The following is a 17,348-nucleotide window of genomic DNA, read 5'->3' as shown; positions in this document are numbered from 1 at the left end:
AGGATACGGCGGCGGGATCAGCCGCCGTATTCGATGATCTCCAGACCGGCATTGTAATCGGTCGCATAGATCAGGCCACGCGCATCGACGAAGACATCGGCCGACTGGATGACCTGCGGCCGGCCGGGCCGCCGGTCGGTCATCGTCCTAGGTGCGGCCGGCACCAATGCGCCGGTTTCCACCGGCCGGTAGGGATCGGAAATGTCGAAGGCGCGAATGCCGGCATTCTGCCAGGTGGCGAAGACCAGCCTATCCGAGACAAAGGATCCCGGTCGGTTCTCATGCAGGTTATGCGGCCCGAAATGGCCGCCCTTCCTCGCATAGTCGATCTCGTCAGGGATCGGGAAGGTCGCGATGCTGATCGGGTTCGACGGCTCGCGGATATCGAAGACCCAGGTGTGTTTGCGGCCGTCTTCCTCATGGTCGGCCACCGCCTCGTCGGCGACGATCAGCAGGCCGCGCTCCACCAGCGGCAGGGGCGAATGCGTGCCGCCGCCATAGGGCGGGCACCAATTGTGATGCTTGATGAGTTTCGGCGCGGCGTGATCCTTGATATCGAGCAGCGTCAGCCCGCCGTCGCGCCAGCAGGCATAGGCGGTGTCGCCATGCACCAGCGCGTGATGCAGCGCATGGCGCCGGCCCTCCGGAGCAAGCGAAACCTCGCCGGCCGCCGCATTCATGCCCGGCAGCCACCAGCGGCCGACAAGCTCCGGCTTCGTCGGGTCGGCCATGTCGATCGTCACGAAGATATAGTCGGTGAAACCGTCGAGCAGCGCCGACGCATAGGCATAACGACCACCGACATACCAGAGCCGGTGAAAGCCGACGCCGTCCACATCGAGCTGACCGATCTTTCGCGGCCGGTCGGGTGTGGAAATGTCATAGACCGTCATGCCCGCCGTCCAGGCGCGGGACCGCTTGGCCCGCGCGACCGTCTCGCCGACTGATTTTGTGTAATAGGCCTTCTCGTCCGTGAAGGTCTCGATATCGGCGAAGAGGTCAAGTGCGTTGATGACGAGCAGCAGGTCGTCATGGGTCTGGAGATGGATGTTCCAGGTGTTCGGCGGTGCCGGCACATAGGTCACATTGCCCGGCCGTTTCGGGTCGCGCACGTCGACGATCGAAAAACCCTGCGACCAGGGATGGGCGACATAGGCAAAACCCTTGTGCACCATCAGCTGCAGGCCATCGCCCCGCCCGCCGATATCGGAATGTCCGATCAGCGTCATGTTGCGGGCGAAATCGGGTATCGGCAGGCTCATCGCGGGCGTCCTCTTCAGGGGCATGAAACGGCACTCTCGCAGCTGGCGGCGGCGTTGAACAAGCGCGGGATTTGCGAAGAGGAATTGGAAAAAGAAAAATAATTCCAGATGCTTGCACGTGGTCCTGCGGTGGTGCCCGCATTTTCCGGAGGGTCGCGATATGTGCAAGGAAATTCTATGGTTTTTGCAGACTATAGCAGCCGCTTTCTTATCAATCCGGCCGTTTGCCCGCATCATTCCCTCTATCCTGTTTGCGAAGAAAGGGTGCTGCCATGCCGTCCATCGATATTCCCCTGGATACGCTGATCCTGCCGGGCCTCAACGGCTCATCCGAAGGACATTGGCAGCGGCATTGGGCGCAGGACAATCCGGGCAGCCGGGTCGTCGAGCAGTCCGACTGGGCCTGCCCGGATCGCCAGGCCTGGCTTTCCGAACTGGAACGGCAGGTGGCGATGACGACTGGCGATCTCTTTCTGGTCGGGCATAGTCTCGGCTGCGTGCTGGCGGCGCATTTCGCCGAAAGCCTGTTAGCGTCGCGCGTTCGCGGCGCGCTGCTCGTCGCGCCCTGCGATCTCGATACGACTGAGACGCTGCATCCCTGCATCATCCGCTTCGGCGCCATGCCGCACCGCCGCCTGCCGTTTCCCTCATTGGTCGTCGGTAGTCTGGACGATCCCTACATGCCGACAGACCAGCTGCGCCGCACGGCGCGCGCCTGGGGCAGCGATCTCGTCGATATAGGCAATGCCGGCCATATCAACATCGCCAGCGGCTTCGGCCGCTGGACGGCGGGCTACGATTTCCTCGAATTGCTCAAGCTGCGCAGCGAGCGCGATCCCTTTGCCGCAAACAGAGACGGCCGCCTGTTCACGGCGGCCGTTGCGGGCATGGGATTGGCGCTCAACTGAGCGCCAGTCGATTGCTTTGCGCCTATCGATGGGATGCCCAGGGCACCAGCCGCCGCTCGATGAGGCGCGCGACATATTCCAGCACGATGGCGATCAGCGCGATGACGATGATGCCGGCAATGACGATATCGGTGACGAGGAACTGTGCTGCCGACTGGATCATGAAGCCGATGCCGCTGGTTGCCGCCACCAGTTCCGCCGCCACCAGCGTCGTCCAGCCCGCGCCGAGCGCGATGCGGATGCCGGTCAGGATGGAGGGGATGGCACTCGGCAAAACCACTTCCCGCAGCACCTGCGCCTTGCTGGCGCCGAGCGAGCGGGCCGCATTGACGTGATCCTTCGAGACGGCGCGCACGCCGGCCGAGGTTGATAGGATGATCGAGGGCAGCATGGAGAGTGCGATAACCGTGATCTTCGAGGCTTCGCCGATGCCGACCCAGATGATGACGAGCGGCAGATAGGCAAGCGGCGGCAGGGGACGCAGGAACTCGACGATGGGATCGAGGATACCACGGCCGACCCGGCTCGTGCCGATGGCAAGGCCGGCGGGAATGCCGATGAGGATGGAGGCGATCAGCGCCCCGAAGATGCGGTAAAGGCTCGCGCCGACATGTTCGGCCAGCGTCGCATCGACAAAACCCGTCACGATGAGATTGTAGAGCGCGATGACCACCTGGCGCGGTGAGGGCAGGAAGACCGGCGAGACCAGCGCATAGGCCGAGGCGAGGCCCCACAGGCCGATGATGACGCCGACGGTGAGCGTGGAAATCACGGCGATGGGGAGGGGGCGGGCGGCGCGGGCCGGCGCCGTATCGTTCGTTTCGCCTGCGAGGGCGTTGAGTTCACTCAGAAGCGTCATGCGGCAAGCTCCTCTTCGCCGGCGTGGATGAGGCCGGTCAGCCCGGCATGCATGCGTTTGAAGATCGGCGAAGCCTTCACGTCTGCGACCGAAGCGCCATTCAGGATTTCAGCGTTGAAGCCGGCCTCGATCTCCGCCGTCAGACGGCCCGGATTGGGCGAAAGCACGACGACGCGCGTGCCGAGCAAAAGCGCCTCCTCGATGCTGTGGGTGATGAGAATCGCGCCCGCGCCGCTCTCGGCCTTGATGCGCAGCAGGAAGTCCTGCATGCGCGTGCGAGTGAGCGCATCGAGCGCGCCGAGCGGCTCGTCGAGCAGCAGGAAACGCGGCTCGGCGGCCAGCGCCCGGGCGATGCCGACCCGCTGGCGCATGCCGCCGGAGAGTTCCCAGATGCGCCGGTCGCCGGCATCCGCCAGGCCGACGCGCGAAAGAAGCGCATCCGCCTTCGCGCGGCGCTCCGTGAGGGAAACGCCCTTCAGCTTCAGCGGAAAGGCGATGTTGTCGCGCGCATCGAGCCAGGGATAGAGCGCATCGTCCTGGAAGACGACGGCGCGGTCGGCACCGGGGCCGGTCACGGGCGCACCGTCGACGGCGATGGTGCCCGCGGTGGGCGTCAGGAAGCCGGCGGCAAGGTTCAGCAGGCTGGTCTTGCCGGAGCCGGAGCGGCCGATGATCGCCACCAGCTCGTCGGAGGCGACCTGCAGGTTGATGCCGTCGAGGACGCGCTTTTCGCCCGCACCGCCCTTGCCGGTGCGCGCCGGATAGGTGAGCGAGACGTTGCGGAAGGTCAGGATGCTCATGGGGCCTCCGGAATGGCAGGATTTGGGATTGGCGATGGCCCGGCGGCGCTTGCGCGCGACCGGGCCACCTCCGCCGCAGAATGTTCGCCGATCAGTAGGCGAGTTTGGTCGCGTCCGTGACCCAGCGGGTGGAGACGTAGGGCTTGTAGTCGGAAAGGGTGGCCGGGATCTTGCCCTGTTCGAGCAGGAAGGCCGCAGTATCGGAAACTGCCTTCACCGTGCCGCCGCCGAGCAGCGCTTCGCCGGCCTGCTCTTCGAGTGTCGGGAAGATATAGCCCTTGAGCAGGGCCGGAACCTCGTCCTGCTTGGCGCCGGTCAGGCGGGCGATCTTTTCCGCTTCCGGCGAAGTGGCGTTCCAGGCGTCCGGATTGGCGCGGTAGGCGGCCGTCGCGTCACCCGTCACCTTCACGAAGGCGGTCACGACATCGGGATGCTCTTCGGCGAACTTCTTGCTGACGATCCAGGCGTCGAAGGTCGGGCCGCCCCATTCGGCGACGTCGGCCGAGGTCGCGAGCACCTTGCCGCTCTTCTTCAGTTCGGAGAGCACCGGATCCCAGACATAGGCGCCGTCGAGGTCGCCGCGCTCCCAGGCGGCCGCGATTTCCGGCGGACGCAGGTTGAGGATCTCCACCGATTTCGGATCGACGTTCCAGTGCTTCAGCGCGGTCAGCAGGCTGTAATGGGCGGTCGAGACGAAGGGGGTCGCGATCTTCTTGCCGGCGAGGTCTTCGGGCTTGTCGATGCCCTTCACCGCGAGCGCCTCGGCGTCGCTGATCAGGCCGACGACGAAGATCGTCTCGATCGGCAGTTCGCGGCTGGCGGCGGCGGTGAGCGGCGAGGAGCCGACATAGCCGATATCGAGCGAGCCGGAGGCGATGGCCGCGATCACGTCGGCGCCGCCGTCGAATTTCTGCCAGTTGATCTTGGCGCCGGTCACCTTCTCATAGGTGCCGTCGGCCTGGGGAACGCGTGAGGGCTCGACGATCGGCTGGTAGCCGATGTTGAGCGTTACCTCCTCTGCAAAGGCCGTGCCGAAGGATGTGGCAAGCGTCAGCGCGGCGGTCGCGGCCAGCAGGGTTCTGCGGGTGATGGTCATGGTGCTCTCCTCAAGTTGCCGTTGCCCGAGGTCTCTGGCGGGCCGGTGACTTGAGATTATATAATCGATAAATTTAGTAGAGAAATTTTCGCCTCAATTTTGCGGCCGCTCGGCAATTGGTTTTGCGTTCATTGCCGGCTGTCGTGGAACGGGGCGTGCGGCCCTACCGGGAGTGGCAGAAGCGGAAAATGCGGGGCTTGCCGCCGAAGACGGCAGAAAATGATGCGGATAGGGCACGTCTTGCAGAAAACCGCGTGAAAATGCGAAAAACCAGGCTGTTCTTCTTGCGACGAAGCGCGCAAATAAATTATACCGTTTTTATATGTTTTTCGCACTTCGGTGCCTAGAATGAGCCGGAATCACCCGTCAAGGGTGAACCGATCGATCTTCCCGAAGACGACGGACCCATCCGGAGAGCGGGACAGACGGTTTCGCGCCGCCGGGTGATCCGGACGAGTAAGACATGCGGATGGAAAGCAGGCGGACATGCTGACGAAAAAGGGAAAATACGGACTGAAAGCCCTGGTGGATCTGGCGCGGCTTGCGCCCGGTGAAACGGCTTTCGTCAGCGAGATCGCGCTGCGCAACAATATTCCGAAGAAGTTTCTCGACACGATCCTTCTGGAACTGCGCAATGCCGGCATGCTGCGCTCCAAGAAGGGGCCGGGCGGCGGCTATTCGCTGTCGCATGCCGCCTCCGAAATCCGCATCGGCCACGCCATCCGCGTGCTCGATGGTCCTCTGGCACCCATCCGCTGCGCCAGCCGCACGGCCTTCGAGGCTTGCGAGGATTGCGCCGATCCGGAAACCTGTCAGGTCCGCCGCGCCATGACTGATGTGCGCGATGCCATTGCCTCCATTCTCGATACCATGACGCTCGAGCAGTTCGTCGCCGTTCCCGGCGCTGCCGCGATCATCGACGAGGAAGAACTGGAAAAGCGCGCCGGCTGAGGCGCTTCACGGCCCGTCCATCGGGGCGGGCCAGCCCGACATGTTTCAGGTTTCGGCCTCCGGCGCATGCCGGTGCATCTCGATCAGCAGGCGGCCGCTTTGTTCCAGAGCTGCCCGTGACGGGGCAGACAAGGTTTGCTCCGCTTTTTCCATCCCGACCGATCCGACCTGCCGTATGGCGCTCGCCGCCTCCTGCGCCACCGTGAGCGCGGCCGTTGCGGCGAGGAAGGCGTTTGTCCGGTGCTGTCCGGCCAGGCCGATCTGGGCGGCGTCGATGGCGCGTCCGGCCTCCTCGGCCATGGCCTCCGCTGCGGCAAGGCGTGCGGCGAGCAGCCCGACCGGGAGCGGCTCCGTCGCCCCATCCAGGACCTGACGCAGCGCGCGGCGGCCGGCGCCGAGATGGCGGCTTGCCTCCAGCAGAAGATCGAGGGCGTGGGGAACGGGTGGCTGCGGCGTCTCGCCGGCAGCATGCAGCAGGACATCGCCGTCGATGAGCACATCCTTGAACAGGGCCGGCTCGGCGGGCTGCACGCCGCCGGTGGCGGGCTCGCAGCTGTTGGCGGCGTAGCGCAGGCCGTCGATGCGGGTCGGCAGCAGCAGGCCGGCGGTCTTGCCGGTGTCACCGAGCACGGGGATCAGCATCCAGTCCGCATGCCGCGTGCAGGGCGTCGACAGCGCCTCGCCGCTCAGGCGATGGGCAAGGCCGACAATGGCCAGCGGCAAGGCCTCCAGATCGGCGCCGTTGCGCCGGCCGACGGCCCTTGCGAGCCGGGCGCCCGAGCGGGCGGCGGCAAAGATCGTGTTGCGCTGGCCTTCCGTGCCGAAACTGCGGATATGTTCGAGCGCGGTGAAATGCGCGGCAAGGATCTCGCCAAGCGCGGCAGAATGCGAAGCCGCCTCCGCGCAGACGGCGACCAGCACCGTGTTGGAAACATCGATGCCGCCCTGTTCGGTGGGAACGGAAATGCCGAACAGGCCTGAGCGGGAGAGCAGATCGAGACGCGCTTCGGCCGTGCCACTTGCCGCCGGGCCTGAAAGATCGAACAGGCCCGAAACCGTGCGGGCCACATTTATCGCTTCGTCTTCGGTGCCGATCACGGCGGCGGTGCGCACCGGTCGGTCAAGCGCGGATGAAATCGTACCCACGGCGTCAGCTCCTTGCGGAAGGTGGTTTCAGGGTGCGCTGGTTCGGTCGGGCAAAAGATCATATTCTATAGACATTGTATAGATCGCTTTGGCGCCCGGCGCAAAGCCGGACAGTCCGGAGTTTTTGAACGGCTTGGCAATTCTGCCGCACTAACTTGGGCCGTCTCGCGAGCGAAAGACACAGTGGAAAAACCGTCGTCCGGTTCCTCGCTCCGCATCACGACGCTCATGCGGGGGCAGAATAGCACTGGCTCCGTTCCGTTCAAGCCGGCGGATCGCTCAAGCCGGACCGGCCCGGAACCAAGCGGAGCACCGGCCGTTTCACGGTCTGGGGATGGGGGATTAATAGTCTATAGATTTTGTAGATAAATGCCGCTAGAGTGCTCACGTCATCCTTCGGGAGGAAACGGAATGAGACAAGAGACGGATGTGGCGGTCATCGGTTCGGGTTTTTCGGCCGTGGCTCTGGCGCTCAATCTCGTTGAACTGGCACCGCCGACCGCACGGATCAGTCTGGTCGGCGCGCGCGAGGGGCAGGGCAGGGGCATCGCCTATGCGACGACCGCGTATTGCCATCGTCTCAACGTGCCCGCCGGCCGCATGAGCCTGTTTGCCGACAGGCCCGACCATTTTACGCAATGGCTTGCGGAAAACGGCCATGCCGGATCGGCTGGCGATTTCGTGCCCCGGCGCCTTTATGGCGACTATATCGGCCATTGCCTCGATGCCGCGCTGAAGCGCACGGCCAACCGCGCCGCACTCACGCTCGTCGATGCCGAAGCGCGGCGCGCCGAGGCACTGGCCAATGGCGGGCTGCTCTTCCATCTGTCCGACGGCTCCGAACTCGCCGCACGCGTTTCCGTGCTCTGTACCGGTGCCGGCACCGGCCGTCTGCCCCTGCCGGACGAACCGATTTCCGAGGACGTTCGCACCTTCGTCGTGCAGAACCCCTGGGAGGATGCGTGGTGGGAGCGCCTGCCCGATGATGGCGACGTACTTTTCGTCGGCACCGGCCTCACCATGGTCGATCAGTGCCTTCTCCTCGCGCGGAGCGGTTTTCGCGGCACCATGCATGCCGTCTCCCGCCACGGCCTCCTGCCGCAAGCGCATCTCGCGCACCGGGCCAACCCGCTTGCGCCGGTGCTTCAGCCTGAAGGCGGTGAACTCAGCGCCATGCTCGCGACGCTTCGTGCGGCTGCGACCGCCACGCCGGACTGGCGCGCCGTCATGGATGGTCTTCGCCCCGTCACCCAGGACCTCTGGAAAGGCTGGACGCCGGAACAGCAGCGCCGGTTCCTGCGCCACGCCGCGCCGTTCTGGAATGTCCATCGCCACCGCATGGCACCGGATGTTGCCGCGGAAATCGCGGCATTGCGCGAGACCGGGCGGCTCGTCTTGCATCGCGGCCGGCTGCGGGCGCTGCGCAGGCAAGGTAACGGCGTGATCGGCACCATCAAGGACGGGTTGCTGCCGGCGGCCATGGTGGTCAATTGCACCGGTTTCGAGCGATGTACGGTCTCGGCCTCGCCGCTTCTGTCCAGCCTTGCCGCCGAAGGGATCGTCGAACCCCATCCGATCGGCCTCGGCATCGCGGTCGACGACCATTCCGCGGTGCCCACGTCCGAAGGGCGTCTTTATGCGCTTGGTCCGCTCACCGCCGGCCGCCACTTCGAGATTACCGCGGTGCCCGATATCCGCGTGCAGGCCCGCACCGTCGCCGGGCGCATCGCGGCCGAGATCATCGGGACATGATCTCGCAGAAATCCAAATACGCCCTGCGGGCGCTTCTGGCGCTGGCCCGTATCGCGCCGGGCGAGACGATGCGCATCGCCGCCATTGCCGCACGGGAAACGATACCGAAGAAATTCCTGGAGCAGATCCTGCTGGAGCTGAAGCGGGCGGGCTTCGTCGCCAGCCGCCGGGGCAAGCACGGCGGCTACCTCCTGCTGCGCAGCCCGGAAGAAATCGTCTTCGGCGATGTGCTGCGCCTGATGGAGGGACCGTTCGTGCCGCTCGGCTGCCTGTCGCGCGGCGGGCATCGCCCCTGCACCGATTGCCGCGACCGGGCGCTCTGCGCAGTAAGGCGTGTCTTCGCGAAAGTCGCGGCCGCCTCGGATGAAATCCTCGACGGGACGACGCTGTCAGACCTGCTTGCCGACCCCAAAGGAGGCCCCGCCGCAGGGGCGGATGCCGGCATGGGAATCGTGCGCTCAATTAGTCTAGTAAAAATGTAGAAAATATCCGAAACTGCGCTATCATACCGTTCGGCTTCCATGGCGAAAGGAAGGGACAGCGAATGTTCTTCGACAGAGGCGTAAGGGAAGACGGGTCGTGGCCGGCGGGGGTGCCGGCATTGAAGATCGCGATCATCGGGGCCGGTCCGTCCGGTCTTGCCACGGCGATTGCGCTGATGAAGCGCCTACATCGGCCCTTCGAGGCCTGGCTCGTTGATGCCGAGGATGCGCCGGGCGCCTTCGGCAATGGCGCGGCCGGCCTGGTGCCGACCACCGAGCCGGCACGTGACCTCTCGGTCGTGCCCGAGCGCCCCGACGATTTCGCCGACTGGCTGAAGACCAACTGGCTGGCCGGCGGCATCGTCACCACGCTCTGCCGCCCGCAAGATCTGCATGCGCCGCGCGCGCTCTTCCGGGATTATGTCATGGCACGCTTCGGCGAGGTGATGGCGCTGCGCAAGGATGTGCGCATCCGCACCTTCCGCGGCCATGTCCGCCATGTCGACGCCGGTGGCGCCACGCCGAAGGTGATTTTCCGCGACGGCGAATACGCCGATTTCGACCATGTCTTCATCGCCACCGGTTTTGGCACCGCACAGCGTGAGGCGGCCTCGTGGCAGGCGGCACATAATGCTGCGGAACGCCTGTCCGGCCTCGAAAACCCGCCGCCGCTGACCCTTGTCGGCAATGGCCCGCGCCTGGCCGCCATCCTTCTCCACCTCCGGGCCACCGGCTATGCGGGCGAAATCCACATCGCTGCGGCGAGCGGCCGCCTGCCGCAGCCCCATGCCCGCCCGCAGTCTGGCCTCGCCTTCGGTGAGCCGCCGGCAAGCCGCTCGTTGCAGGAAGCGTTCCGCTATGTGCGGCGCGAATGTAGACGCGCGGAGGCGCGTGAGGGCGGTCAATGGCAGGCCGTGGTCGACGCTGCTTCCGCCCGTCTTGCCGTCGTCTGGCGCAATCTGCCCGAGGCCGAGCGCAACCGCTACCGCCGCCATCTGCTGCGCCTGCACCGCCACTTCTCCATCCGCCTCGCACCCGACGTCCACCGGCGCATCGCTGCCGAAATCGAGACCGGCCGCACGCGCTTCATCTCCCCACGCGCCCCAAAATCCGCCGACGAGACCGTCATCGACTGCCGCGAGGTGCCGTCCGTCCGCGCGCTCGCCGGCTTGCTGTCCTGCGATGCGGCGGCGCTGAGCGTCGAGGACGGCGGCCATCTCGCCCATCACCGTACGCCGATACCGGCGATTTCCGTGGTCGGTGCGATCGCCTCCAGCCTGCGGCCGGGACCCTTCACCTTTGCCGAAACCGTGCGCCAGGCCTATCGCGCGGTGCTGGCTGCCACTCCGCATGGCCTCGCCCGGACCTCCGAGCGCTGAAAAAAGTTTGAGACGAAGGCCAAAAACCGGCATTTTCGGCGGATGCATTTTGCGCTTCGGACCCCGTTTGCGAGATGAACCGTGCGCGACCTGTGGGTGAAAGCAGGTCTTCCATTGCGCCGTTTCGGCCCGTTTGGAACCGGTTTTGCGAACTTTCCGGGCATTGTTGACTAACTCTACTAATTCAATAGGGTTTTGGTCGGGACAAGCATCCAGGAGGTTGAGATGTCGATTTTGGTAAAACGGGTGGGGGCATTGCTCCTGAGTGTCGGGCTTGCGCTCGGCAGTGCAACGGCAACGCTGGCGGAGACGACGCTTCTGAACGTCTCCTACGATCCGACGCGTGAGCTGTACAAGGATTACAACGAGGCCTTCGCCAAGCATTGGAAGGCCGAGACCGGCGAGGACGTCACCGTCCAGCAGTCGCACGGTGGTTCGGGCAAGCAGGCCCGCGCGGTCATCGACGGGCTCGAAGCCGATGTCGTGACGCTCGCTCTGGAAAGCGATATCAACGCCATCGTCGAAAAGACCGGCAAGATCGCCAAGGACTGGCGCACGCGCCTTCCCAACAATTCGGCGCCCTACACCTCGACCATCGTCTTCCTGGTGCGCAAGGGCAATCCGAAGGGCATCCATAACTGGGGCGACCTGGTGAAGGGCGACGTGCAGATCGTCACCCCGAACCCGAAGACCTCGGGCGGCGCCCGCTGGAACTATCTCGCGGCCTGGGCCTGGGCGAACCAGGAATTCGGCGGCGACCAGGACAAGATCAAGGCTTACATTGCCGAGCTCTACAAGCGCGCGCCGGTTCTCGACACGGGTGCCCGCGGCTCGCTGACCACCTTCGCCCAGCGCCAGATCGGCGACGTTCTGCTCGCCTGGGAAAACGAGGCCTACCTCGCCGGTGCGGAATTCGGTGCGGACTCTTTCGATATCGTCGCGCCGCCGATCTCGATCCTCGCCGAGCCGCCGGTTGCCGTCGTTGACGGTAACGTCGATGCCAAGGGCACCCGCAAGCAGGCGGAAGCCTACCTGAACTACCTCTATTCCGAGGAAGGCCAGAACATCGCGGCAAAACACTTCTACCGTCCGTCGAAACGCGAACTGGTAAAGCCCGAGTTGCTGCAACAGCTTCCGGATATTAAGCTGGTGACGATCGACGACCCGATCTTCGGCGGCTGGGCCAAGGCACAGCCCGAGCACTTCGGCGACGGCGGCGTCTTCGACCAGATCTACAAGCCGGGGAACTAAGTCCTTTGACGACATCTGCTGCTGCCTCCGGGCGGTGGCGACTGAGACAGCCGAGTGTCATTCCGGGTTTCGGACTGACGCTCGGCTTTTCGCTCGCTTACCTGACCCTCATCATCCTGATCCCGCTCGCCGGCCTCGTCTGGCGCTCCGCCTCGCTCACGGGGCCGGAGTTTCTGGCCATCCTCTCTGACGAGCGCACCATCAAGGCGCTCGAAGTGTCCTTCGGCACCGCCTTCGTCGCCGCGCTGATCAATGTCGTCTTCGGCGTGCTCGTCGCCTGGGTCATCGTGCGCTACGAGTTTCCCGGTCGTCGCATCGTCGATGCGATCGTCGATCTTCCCTTCGCGCTGCCGACCGCCGTCGCCGGCATCGCGCTCGCCGCCCTCTATGCGCCGAACGGCTGGGTCGGTTCGATCCTCAACCTCGTCGGCATCAAGGCGGCGTTCAACCCGACCGGCATCGTCATCGCGCTCGTCTTCATCGGCCTGCCCTTCGTGGTGCGCACGGTGCAGCCGATCATGGAGGAGATCGACCGCGAGGTGGAGGAGGCGGCAGCGACGCTGGGAGCCAACCGTTTCCAGACCATCCGCCGCGTGCTGCTGCCGGGTCTCGCGCCCGCCATCCTCACCGGCTTCGCGCTCGCCTTCGCCCGCGGTGTCGGCGAATACGGCTCGGTCATCTTCATCGCCGGCAACATTCCCTATGTCTCGGAAATCGCGCCGCTCCTCATCGTCATCCGGCTGGAGGAGTTCAACTATGGTGCCGCGACGGCCATCGCCACGATCATGCTGTGTCTGTCCTTCGCCATGCTCTTGGTGATCAACCTCATCCAGACCTGGAACCGCAGGAGGTACGGACATGGCGCGTAAGACCCTGCGTTCGCCGACGGCAGAGGCACCGCTGGCGCGTTACGCGCTGATGGCGACGGCCTTCCTGTTCCTGGCGCTTTTCCTCATCCTGCCGCTGGCGGCCGTGTTCATCGAGGCCTTCCGCAAGGGGCCGGGTGAGTTCTTCGCCTCGCTCGGCGATCCCGATACGCGTGCGGCCATCCGGCTGACGCTGTTGGTGGCCGGCATTGCCGTGCCGCTCAATCTCGTCTTCGGCGTGGCGGCCGCCTGGGCCATTGCCAAGTTCGAGTTCAAGGGCAAGGCCTTTCTGACGACGCTGATCGACCTGCCGTTCTCGGTCTCGCCGGTCATTTCCGGCCTGGTCTATGTGCTGTTGTTCGGTGCGGGCAGTATGCTCGGTCCCTGGCTGAAAAGCCACGGCATCGAAATCCTGTTCGCCGTGCCGGGCATCGTGTTGGCCACCATCTTCGTGACCTTCCCCTTCGTCGCGCGCGAATTGATCCCGCTAATGCAGGAGCAGGGCACGGGCGATGAGGAGGCCGCCTTGTCGCTCGGCGCGAGCGGCTGGCAGACCTTCTGGTACGTGACGCTGCCCAATATCAAATGGGGCCTGCTCTACGGCGTGCTGCTCTGCAACGCGCGCGCCATGGGCGAGTTCGGCGCGGTCTCGGTGGTCTCGGGCCATATCCGCGGCCTTACCAACACGATGCCGCTGCATGTCGAGATCCTCTACAACGAGTACAATTTCGTCGCCGCCTTCGCGGTGGCGTCGCTGCTCGCGGCACTCGCGCTCGTCACGCTCGTCGTCAAGACGGCCCTCGAACTTCACTACGGCGCGGAAATCGCGGCCGGCCGCAAGCATTGAAAGGCACGCCCTCTATGGACGTCAGTGTAAAAAACATCCGCAAGGAATTCGATCGATACCCGGCCTTGAACGACGTATCGCTCGATATCCGCTCGGGCGAGCTGATCGCGCTTCTCGGACCCTCGGGTTCCGGCAAGACGACGCTGCTGCGCCTCATCGCCGGCCTGGAGACGCCGACGCTCGGCAGCATCTATTTCGGCGCCGAGGATGCCTCGCACCGCACGGTGCAGGAGCGTCATGTCGGCTTCGTCTTCCAACATTACGCGCTCTTCCGCCACATGACCGTCGCCGACAACATCGCCTTCGGCCTTACGGTGCGCCCGCGCGGCGAACGCCCGCCGAAGGCCGAAATCCAGCGCCGCGTCAGCGACCTCCTGGAGATGGTGCAGCTTTCGGGCCTCGAAAAGCGCTATCCCAACCAGCTCTCCGGCGGCCAGCGCCAGCGCGTGGCGCTCGCCCGCGCCATGGCCATCGAGCCGAAGGTGCTTTTGCTCGACGAGCCCTTCGGCGCGCTCGACGCCAAGGTTCGCAAGGAACTGCGCCGCTGGCTGCGCGAATTCCATGACCGCACCGGCCACACCACGGTCTTCGTGACGCACGACCAGGAAGAGGCGCTGGAACTCGCCGACCGCGTGGTTGTGATGAGCCAGGGCAAGATCGAACAGGTCGGCTCGTCGGATGACGTCTATGACCGGCCGAACTCGCCCTTCGTGTTCTCCTTCATAGGCGATAGCGCCAGCCTGCCGGTCAGCATTACGGATGGGGCCGTGCGCTTCCAGAACGAGCCGATCGGCATCGCCCCGCATGGCGGCGATATCACCTCCGGCGACGGCACGCTGTTCTTCCGCCCGCAGGATGTCGTGCTCGTCGCCGATCCGGCCGCACCGGCCCTGGAAGGCCGGGTTTCGACCTCGCGGCGTCTGGCGGGCACCCGCATCGCCGATATCGACGTCGGCAAGTCGGGCGAGCCGCATCACGTGGAGATCGAGGTGCCGCTCGACGCGCAGGCCTCGACCGGCACGGTGCTCCGCTTCCGCCCGACCCGCTGGAAGACATTCGCGGCATGAAGCGAAAAAGGCCGGCGGTGACGCCGGCCTTTTCATTTGCGCAAAGCGAGACTTAGCTGAAAGCTTTATCGACGCCGCCGGAAACGAGGCGGCCCTTGTGGAAGGTCGCCGTGCGCGGCGAAACGCGCGCGACCGCTTCGGCCGTGCAGCTCGCCTCGGCCAGCGAAAAGCCGGCTTCGTCGCCGACTGTCGGCCAGGCACGGTTGCCGTCCTTGTCGAGCGGCAGCACGCCGCCGGTGGCAATGGCCAGCGAACGGGACAGCTGGTACTCGTCCGAGCCGCGATAGAGCTGGGCGTAGAGACAGGCCTTTTCCAGCATGTCGCCGCTGCCGAAGGGCGACCAATGGTCGATCACGCTGTCGGTGCCCGTCATCACGAAGACGCCCTTTTCGGAAAGCGCCGGCAGCGGCATCATCAGGTCGCCGATCGGCACCGTCGAGGTGATCGTCATGCCGTTCGCAGCGAGCCGACCGGCCGTTTCTTCCAGCTGCTCGGGCGAGAGCGTCGTCAGCGCGAAGGCATGGCTGATCGTCACCTTGCCCTTCAGCGCCGGGTTCTTCTCCACCGTATCAATCATGTAGTCGACCGCGGCGACACCCGCCGGGCTCGTCTCGTGCAGGTGGATATCGACGCCCTTGCCGGTGTCGAGCGCGATCTGGAACATCGCGTCGAGCGACTTTTCCATGGCGCTGTCGATATTGGTCGGGTCGAGCCCGCCGACATACTCCACGCCCATCTGCATGGCCTCGCGCATCAGGCCGTCGACCTTGGAATGCAACAGGCCATGCTGCGGGAAGGCGACGATCTCGCAGACGAAATCTTGCCTGTGCCTTTCCAGCGCGATCTTCAGGTGTTCGAGGCTCTTCAGCCCGCTGACGGGATCGATGTTGCAATGGCTGCGGGCAACCGTGCTGCCCCTGGATTGCAGGAGGGCGATCAGACCCTCGGCGCGCTCGACGGAGGTCGGCAACAGTTGCGGCAGGAGCTTTTCCTCCAGTGCGATCATGTCCATGATCGTCTTGCCCTGGCGCGGACGCGGCGCCCGCCACGGGCCGCCGTAAAACGTCTTGTCGAGATGGATGTGCATGTCACGCATGGTGGGCAGCGCGAGCTGGCCGTTCGCGTGGTAGGTCGGCAGGCCGGCGGGCAGGGGACTGCCTGAGGCATGCAGGGCGGCGATCCGGCCGTCCTTGATTTCGAGCGTATAGAGCGCCGTGCGGGTGGCGACGATGACGTCACCGTCCTTTTCGAAGCCCTCTTCGAGCCTGACATCGGCCAGCAGATAGAGGCTGTCCTTGAGTGCCGTCACGGTCTTCTCCTTCCCGCAGTCTTTTGTCTGCGCCGCGGCGTGGCCGCCCGTGCCGACCAGTCCCCATTGTAGTCGACGCGGACCCGCTTCGACAGGCACCGGCCGCGTCGAAAACGCGGCCGGCTCCTTTGCTTAGAAGCTGACGGCGCGGTCGCCGTCCTCGTCCTGGATGCGGGTCGGAAGACCCATGCCGTTCAGCAGGTTGATGAAAGGCTTCGGCGGCAGTTCCTCGACATTCGCCATCATCGTCACATCCCACTCGCCGGTCGCGACGAGCATCGCGGCGGCGACGGGGGGAACGCCGGCGGTGTAGGAAATGCCCTGAGAACCGACTTCCTCATAGGCTTCTTTGTGGTCGGCCACGTTGTAGATGAAGACAGTCTTTTCCTTACCGTCCTTAAAGCCTTTCACGTAGTCGCCGATGCAGGTCTTGCCTTCATAGCCCGGCGCAAGCGATGCCGGATCGGGCAGCACGGCCTTGACCACCTTGAGCGGAACGACTTCCTGGCCCTCGGCCGTCTTAACCGGCTGCTCGGAAAGAAGGCCAAGGCTCTTCAGCACCGTGAAGACGTTGATGTAGTGATCGCCGAAGCCCATCCAGAAACGCACATTGGCGCCGTCCATGTTCTTGGCCAGCGAATGCACTTCGTCATGGCCGCAGAGATAGGCGCGGCGCGTGCCGACGACCGGCAGGTCGTAGTCCTTGCCGATTTCGAACATCTTGTTCGTCTGCCATTCGCCGTTCTGCCACGAATAGACGACGCCGGTGAACTCGCGAAAATTGATTTCCGGGTCGAAGTTCGTGGCGAAGTATTTTCCATGGTTGCCGGCATTGATGTCGACGATATCGACGTCGGTCACCGTGTCGAGATATTCGTCCTTGGCGAGCTTGGCATAGGCGTTGACGACACCCGGATCGAAGCCGGCGCCGAGGATGGCGGTGATGCCCTTCTCCTTGCATTCGGCGGCGCGCTTCCACTCGTAGTTCCCGTACCATGGCGGGGTCTCGCAGATCTTGCCCGGCTCCTCGTGGATCGCCGTGTCGATATAGGCGACGCCCGTATCCATGCAGGCGCGCAGCACCGACATGTTCAGGAAGGCGGTGCCGACATTGATGACGATCTGCGAGCTGGTGGCGGTGATCAGCGCCTTGGTGGCTTCGATGTCGAGCGCGTCGAGTGCATGGCCTTCCAGCACGCCCGGCTGCTTCAGCGCCTTCTTCTCATGGACCGACGCGATGATCTTGTCGCACTTGGCCTTGGTGCGCGAGGCGATATGGATGTCGCCGAGCACGTCGTTATTCTGGGCGCATTTGTGCGCGACGACCTGTGCGACGCCGCCGGCGCCGATGATGAGCACGTTCTTCTTCATGT

General features: G+C 64.8%; 16 protein-coding genes. 9 read left to right on the top strand and 7 right to left on the bottom strand.

Annotation, left to right across the window (positions count from 1 at the left end):
• Window positions 1–17: 17 nt before the first annotated feature.
• Entirely contained in the window at window positions 18–1,262 is a 1,245-nt protein-coding gene (locus AC27VQ_RS16785; RefSeq protein WP_488717153.1) for an LVIVD repeat-containing protein, read from the bottom strand.
• Window positions 1,263–1,534: 272 nt separating this feature from the next.
• Between AC27VQ_RS16785 and AC27VQ_RS16780 the strand changes: the two genes are divergently transcribed.
• A complete protein-coding gene (locus AC27VQ_RS16780) occupies window positions 1,535–2,170 on the top strand; it encodes an RBBP9/YdeN family alpha/beta hydrolase (protein ID WP_488717152.1) in 636 nt (211 codons plus the stop codon).
• Between the two features lie 22 nt (window positions 2,171–2,192).
• Here AC27VQ_RS16780 and AC27VQ_RS16775 read toward each other — a convergent pair whose 3' ends face one another.
• From AC27VQ_RS16775 to tauA, 3 genes are all read right to left on the bottom strand, one after another.
• Complete coding sequence (locus AC27VQ_RS16775; protein ID WP_488717151.1) at window positions 2,193–3,029, bottom strand: ABC transporter permease subunit; 837 nt, start codon at window positions 3,027–3,029, stop codon at window positions 2,193–2,195.
• Complete coding sequence (locus tag AC27VQ_RS16770; RefSeq protein ID WP_488717150.1) at window positions 3,026–3,829, bottom strand: taurine ABC transporter ATP-binding protein; 804 nt, start codon at window positions 3,827–3,829, stop codon at window positions 3,026–3,028. The genes AC27VQ_RS16775 and AC27VQ_RS16770 overlap by 4 nt, the downstream gene beginning before the upstream one ends.
• Window positions 3,830–3,920: 91 nt before the next feature.
• Window positions 3,921–4,925 carry a taurine ABC transporter substrate-binding protein gene (gene tauA, locus AC27VQ_RS16765; RefSeq protein WP_488717149.1) on the bottom strand — a complete coding sequence of 335 codons (1,005 nt, stop codon included), beginning with the start codon at window positions 4,923–4,925 and terminating at the stop codon, window positions 3,921–3,923.
• Between the two features lie 486 nt (window positions 4,926–5,411).
• Between tauA and AC27VQ_RS16760 the strand changes: the two genes are divergently transcribed.
• A complete protein-coding gene (locus AC27VQ_RS16760; protein ID WP_421594162.1) occupies window positions 5,412–5,876 on the top strand; it encodes an RrF2 family transcriptional regulator in 465 nt (154 codons plus the stop codon).
• 45 nt (window positions 5,877–5,921) lie between these two features.
• Here the strand turns inward: AC27VQ_RS16760 and AC27VQ_RS16755 are convergent, their stop codons facing one another.
• A complete protein-coding gene (locus tag AC27VQ_RS16755) occupies window positions 5,922–7,022 on the bottom strand; it encodes an acyl-CoA dehydrogenase family protein (protein WP_488717148.1) in 1,101 nt (366 codons plus the stop codon).
• Between the two features lie 411 nt (window positions 7,023–7,433).
• Here AC27VQ_RS16755 and AC27VQ_RS16750 point away from each other — a divergent pair, with 411 nt between their 5' ends.
• The 7 genes from AC27VQ_RS16750 to AC27VQ_RS16720 all read left to right on the top strand — a co-directional run bounded on the left by AC27VQ_RS16750 (window position 7,434) and on the right by AC27VQ_RS16720 (window position 14,666).
• Window positions 7,434–8,774, top strand: coding sequence for an FAD/NAD(P)-binding protein (locus AC27VQ_RS16750; RefSeq protein ID WP_488717147.1), 1,341 nt, complete (start codon window positions 7,434–7,436; stop codon window positions 8,772–8,774).
• Window positions 8,771–9,256, top strand: a complete 486-nt coding sequence (locus tag AC27VQ_RS16745) for an RrF2 family transcriptional regulator (RefSeq protein ID WP_488717146.1) — start codon at window positions 8,771–8,773, stop codon at window positions 9,254–9,256. Before AC27VQ_RS16750 ends, AC27VQ_RS16745 begins: the two co-directional genes overlap by 4 nt.
• A 62-nt stretch (window positions 9,257–9,318) precedes the next feature.
• Window positions 9,319–10,635, top strand: coding sequence for an FAD/NAD(P)-binding protein (locus AC27VQ_RS16740; RefSeq protein ID WP_488717145.1), 1,317 nt, complete (start codon window positions 9,319–9,321; stop codon window positions 10,633–10,635).
• A gap of 225 nt (window positions 10,636–10,860) precedes the next feature.
• A complete protein-coding gene (locus AC27VQ_RS16735) occupies window positions 10,861–11,886 on the top strand; it encodes a sulfate ABC transporter substrate-binding protein (protein ID WP_421593342.1) in 1,026 nt (341 codons plus the stop codon).
• 5 nt (window positions 11,887–11,891) lie between these two features.
• Window positions 11,892–12,755, top strand: coding sequence for a sulfate ABC transporter permease subunit CysT (cysT, locus tag AC27VQ_RS16730; RefSeq protein ID WP_488717144.1), 864 nt, complete (start codon window positions 11,892–11,894; stop codon window positions 12,753–12,755).
• Window positions 12,745–13,599 carry a sulfate ABC transporter permease subunit CysW gene (gene cysW, locus AC27VQ_RS16725; protein WP_488717143.1) on the top strand — a complete coding sequence of 285 codons (855 nt, stop codon included), beginning with the start codon at window positions 12,745–12,747 and terminating at the stop codon, window positions 13,597–13,599. The genes cysT and cysW overlap by 11 nt, the downstream gene beginning before the upstream one ends.
• A gap of 14 nt (window positions 13,600–13,613) precedes the next feature.
• Window positions 13,614–14,666, top strand: coding sequence for a sulfate/molybdate ABC transporter ATP-binding protein (locus tag AC27VQ_RS16720; RefSeq protein WP_421593346.1), 1,053 nt, complete (start codon window positions 13,614–13,616; stop codon window positions 14,664–14,666).
• Between the two features lie 52 nt (window positions 14,667–14,718).
• Here the strand turns inward: AC27VQ_RS16720 and AC27VQ_RS16715 are convergent, their stop codons facing one another.
• Complete coding sequence (locus AC27VQ_RS16715; RefSeq protein WP_488717142.1) at window positions 14,719–15,975, bottom strand: amidohydrolase family protein; 1,257 nt, start codon at window positions 15,973–15,975, stop codon at window positions 14,719–14,721.
• A 132-nt stretch (window positions 15,976–16,107) separates the two neighbouring features.
• Window positions 16,108–17,346, bottom strand: a complete 1,239-nt coding sequence (locus tag AC27VQ_RS16710; RefSeq protein WP_488717141.1) for a saccharopine dehydrogenase family protein — start codon at window positions 17,344–17,346, stop codon at window positions 16,108–16,110.
• Window positions 17,347–17,348 lie beyond the last annotated feature (2 nt).

It is taken from the genome of Shinella sp. 20P9.1.1, assembly GCF_057798995.1.
This window is presented reverse-complemented; position numbering and strand designations above follow the sequence as displayed.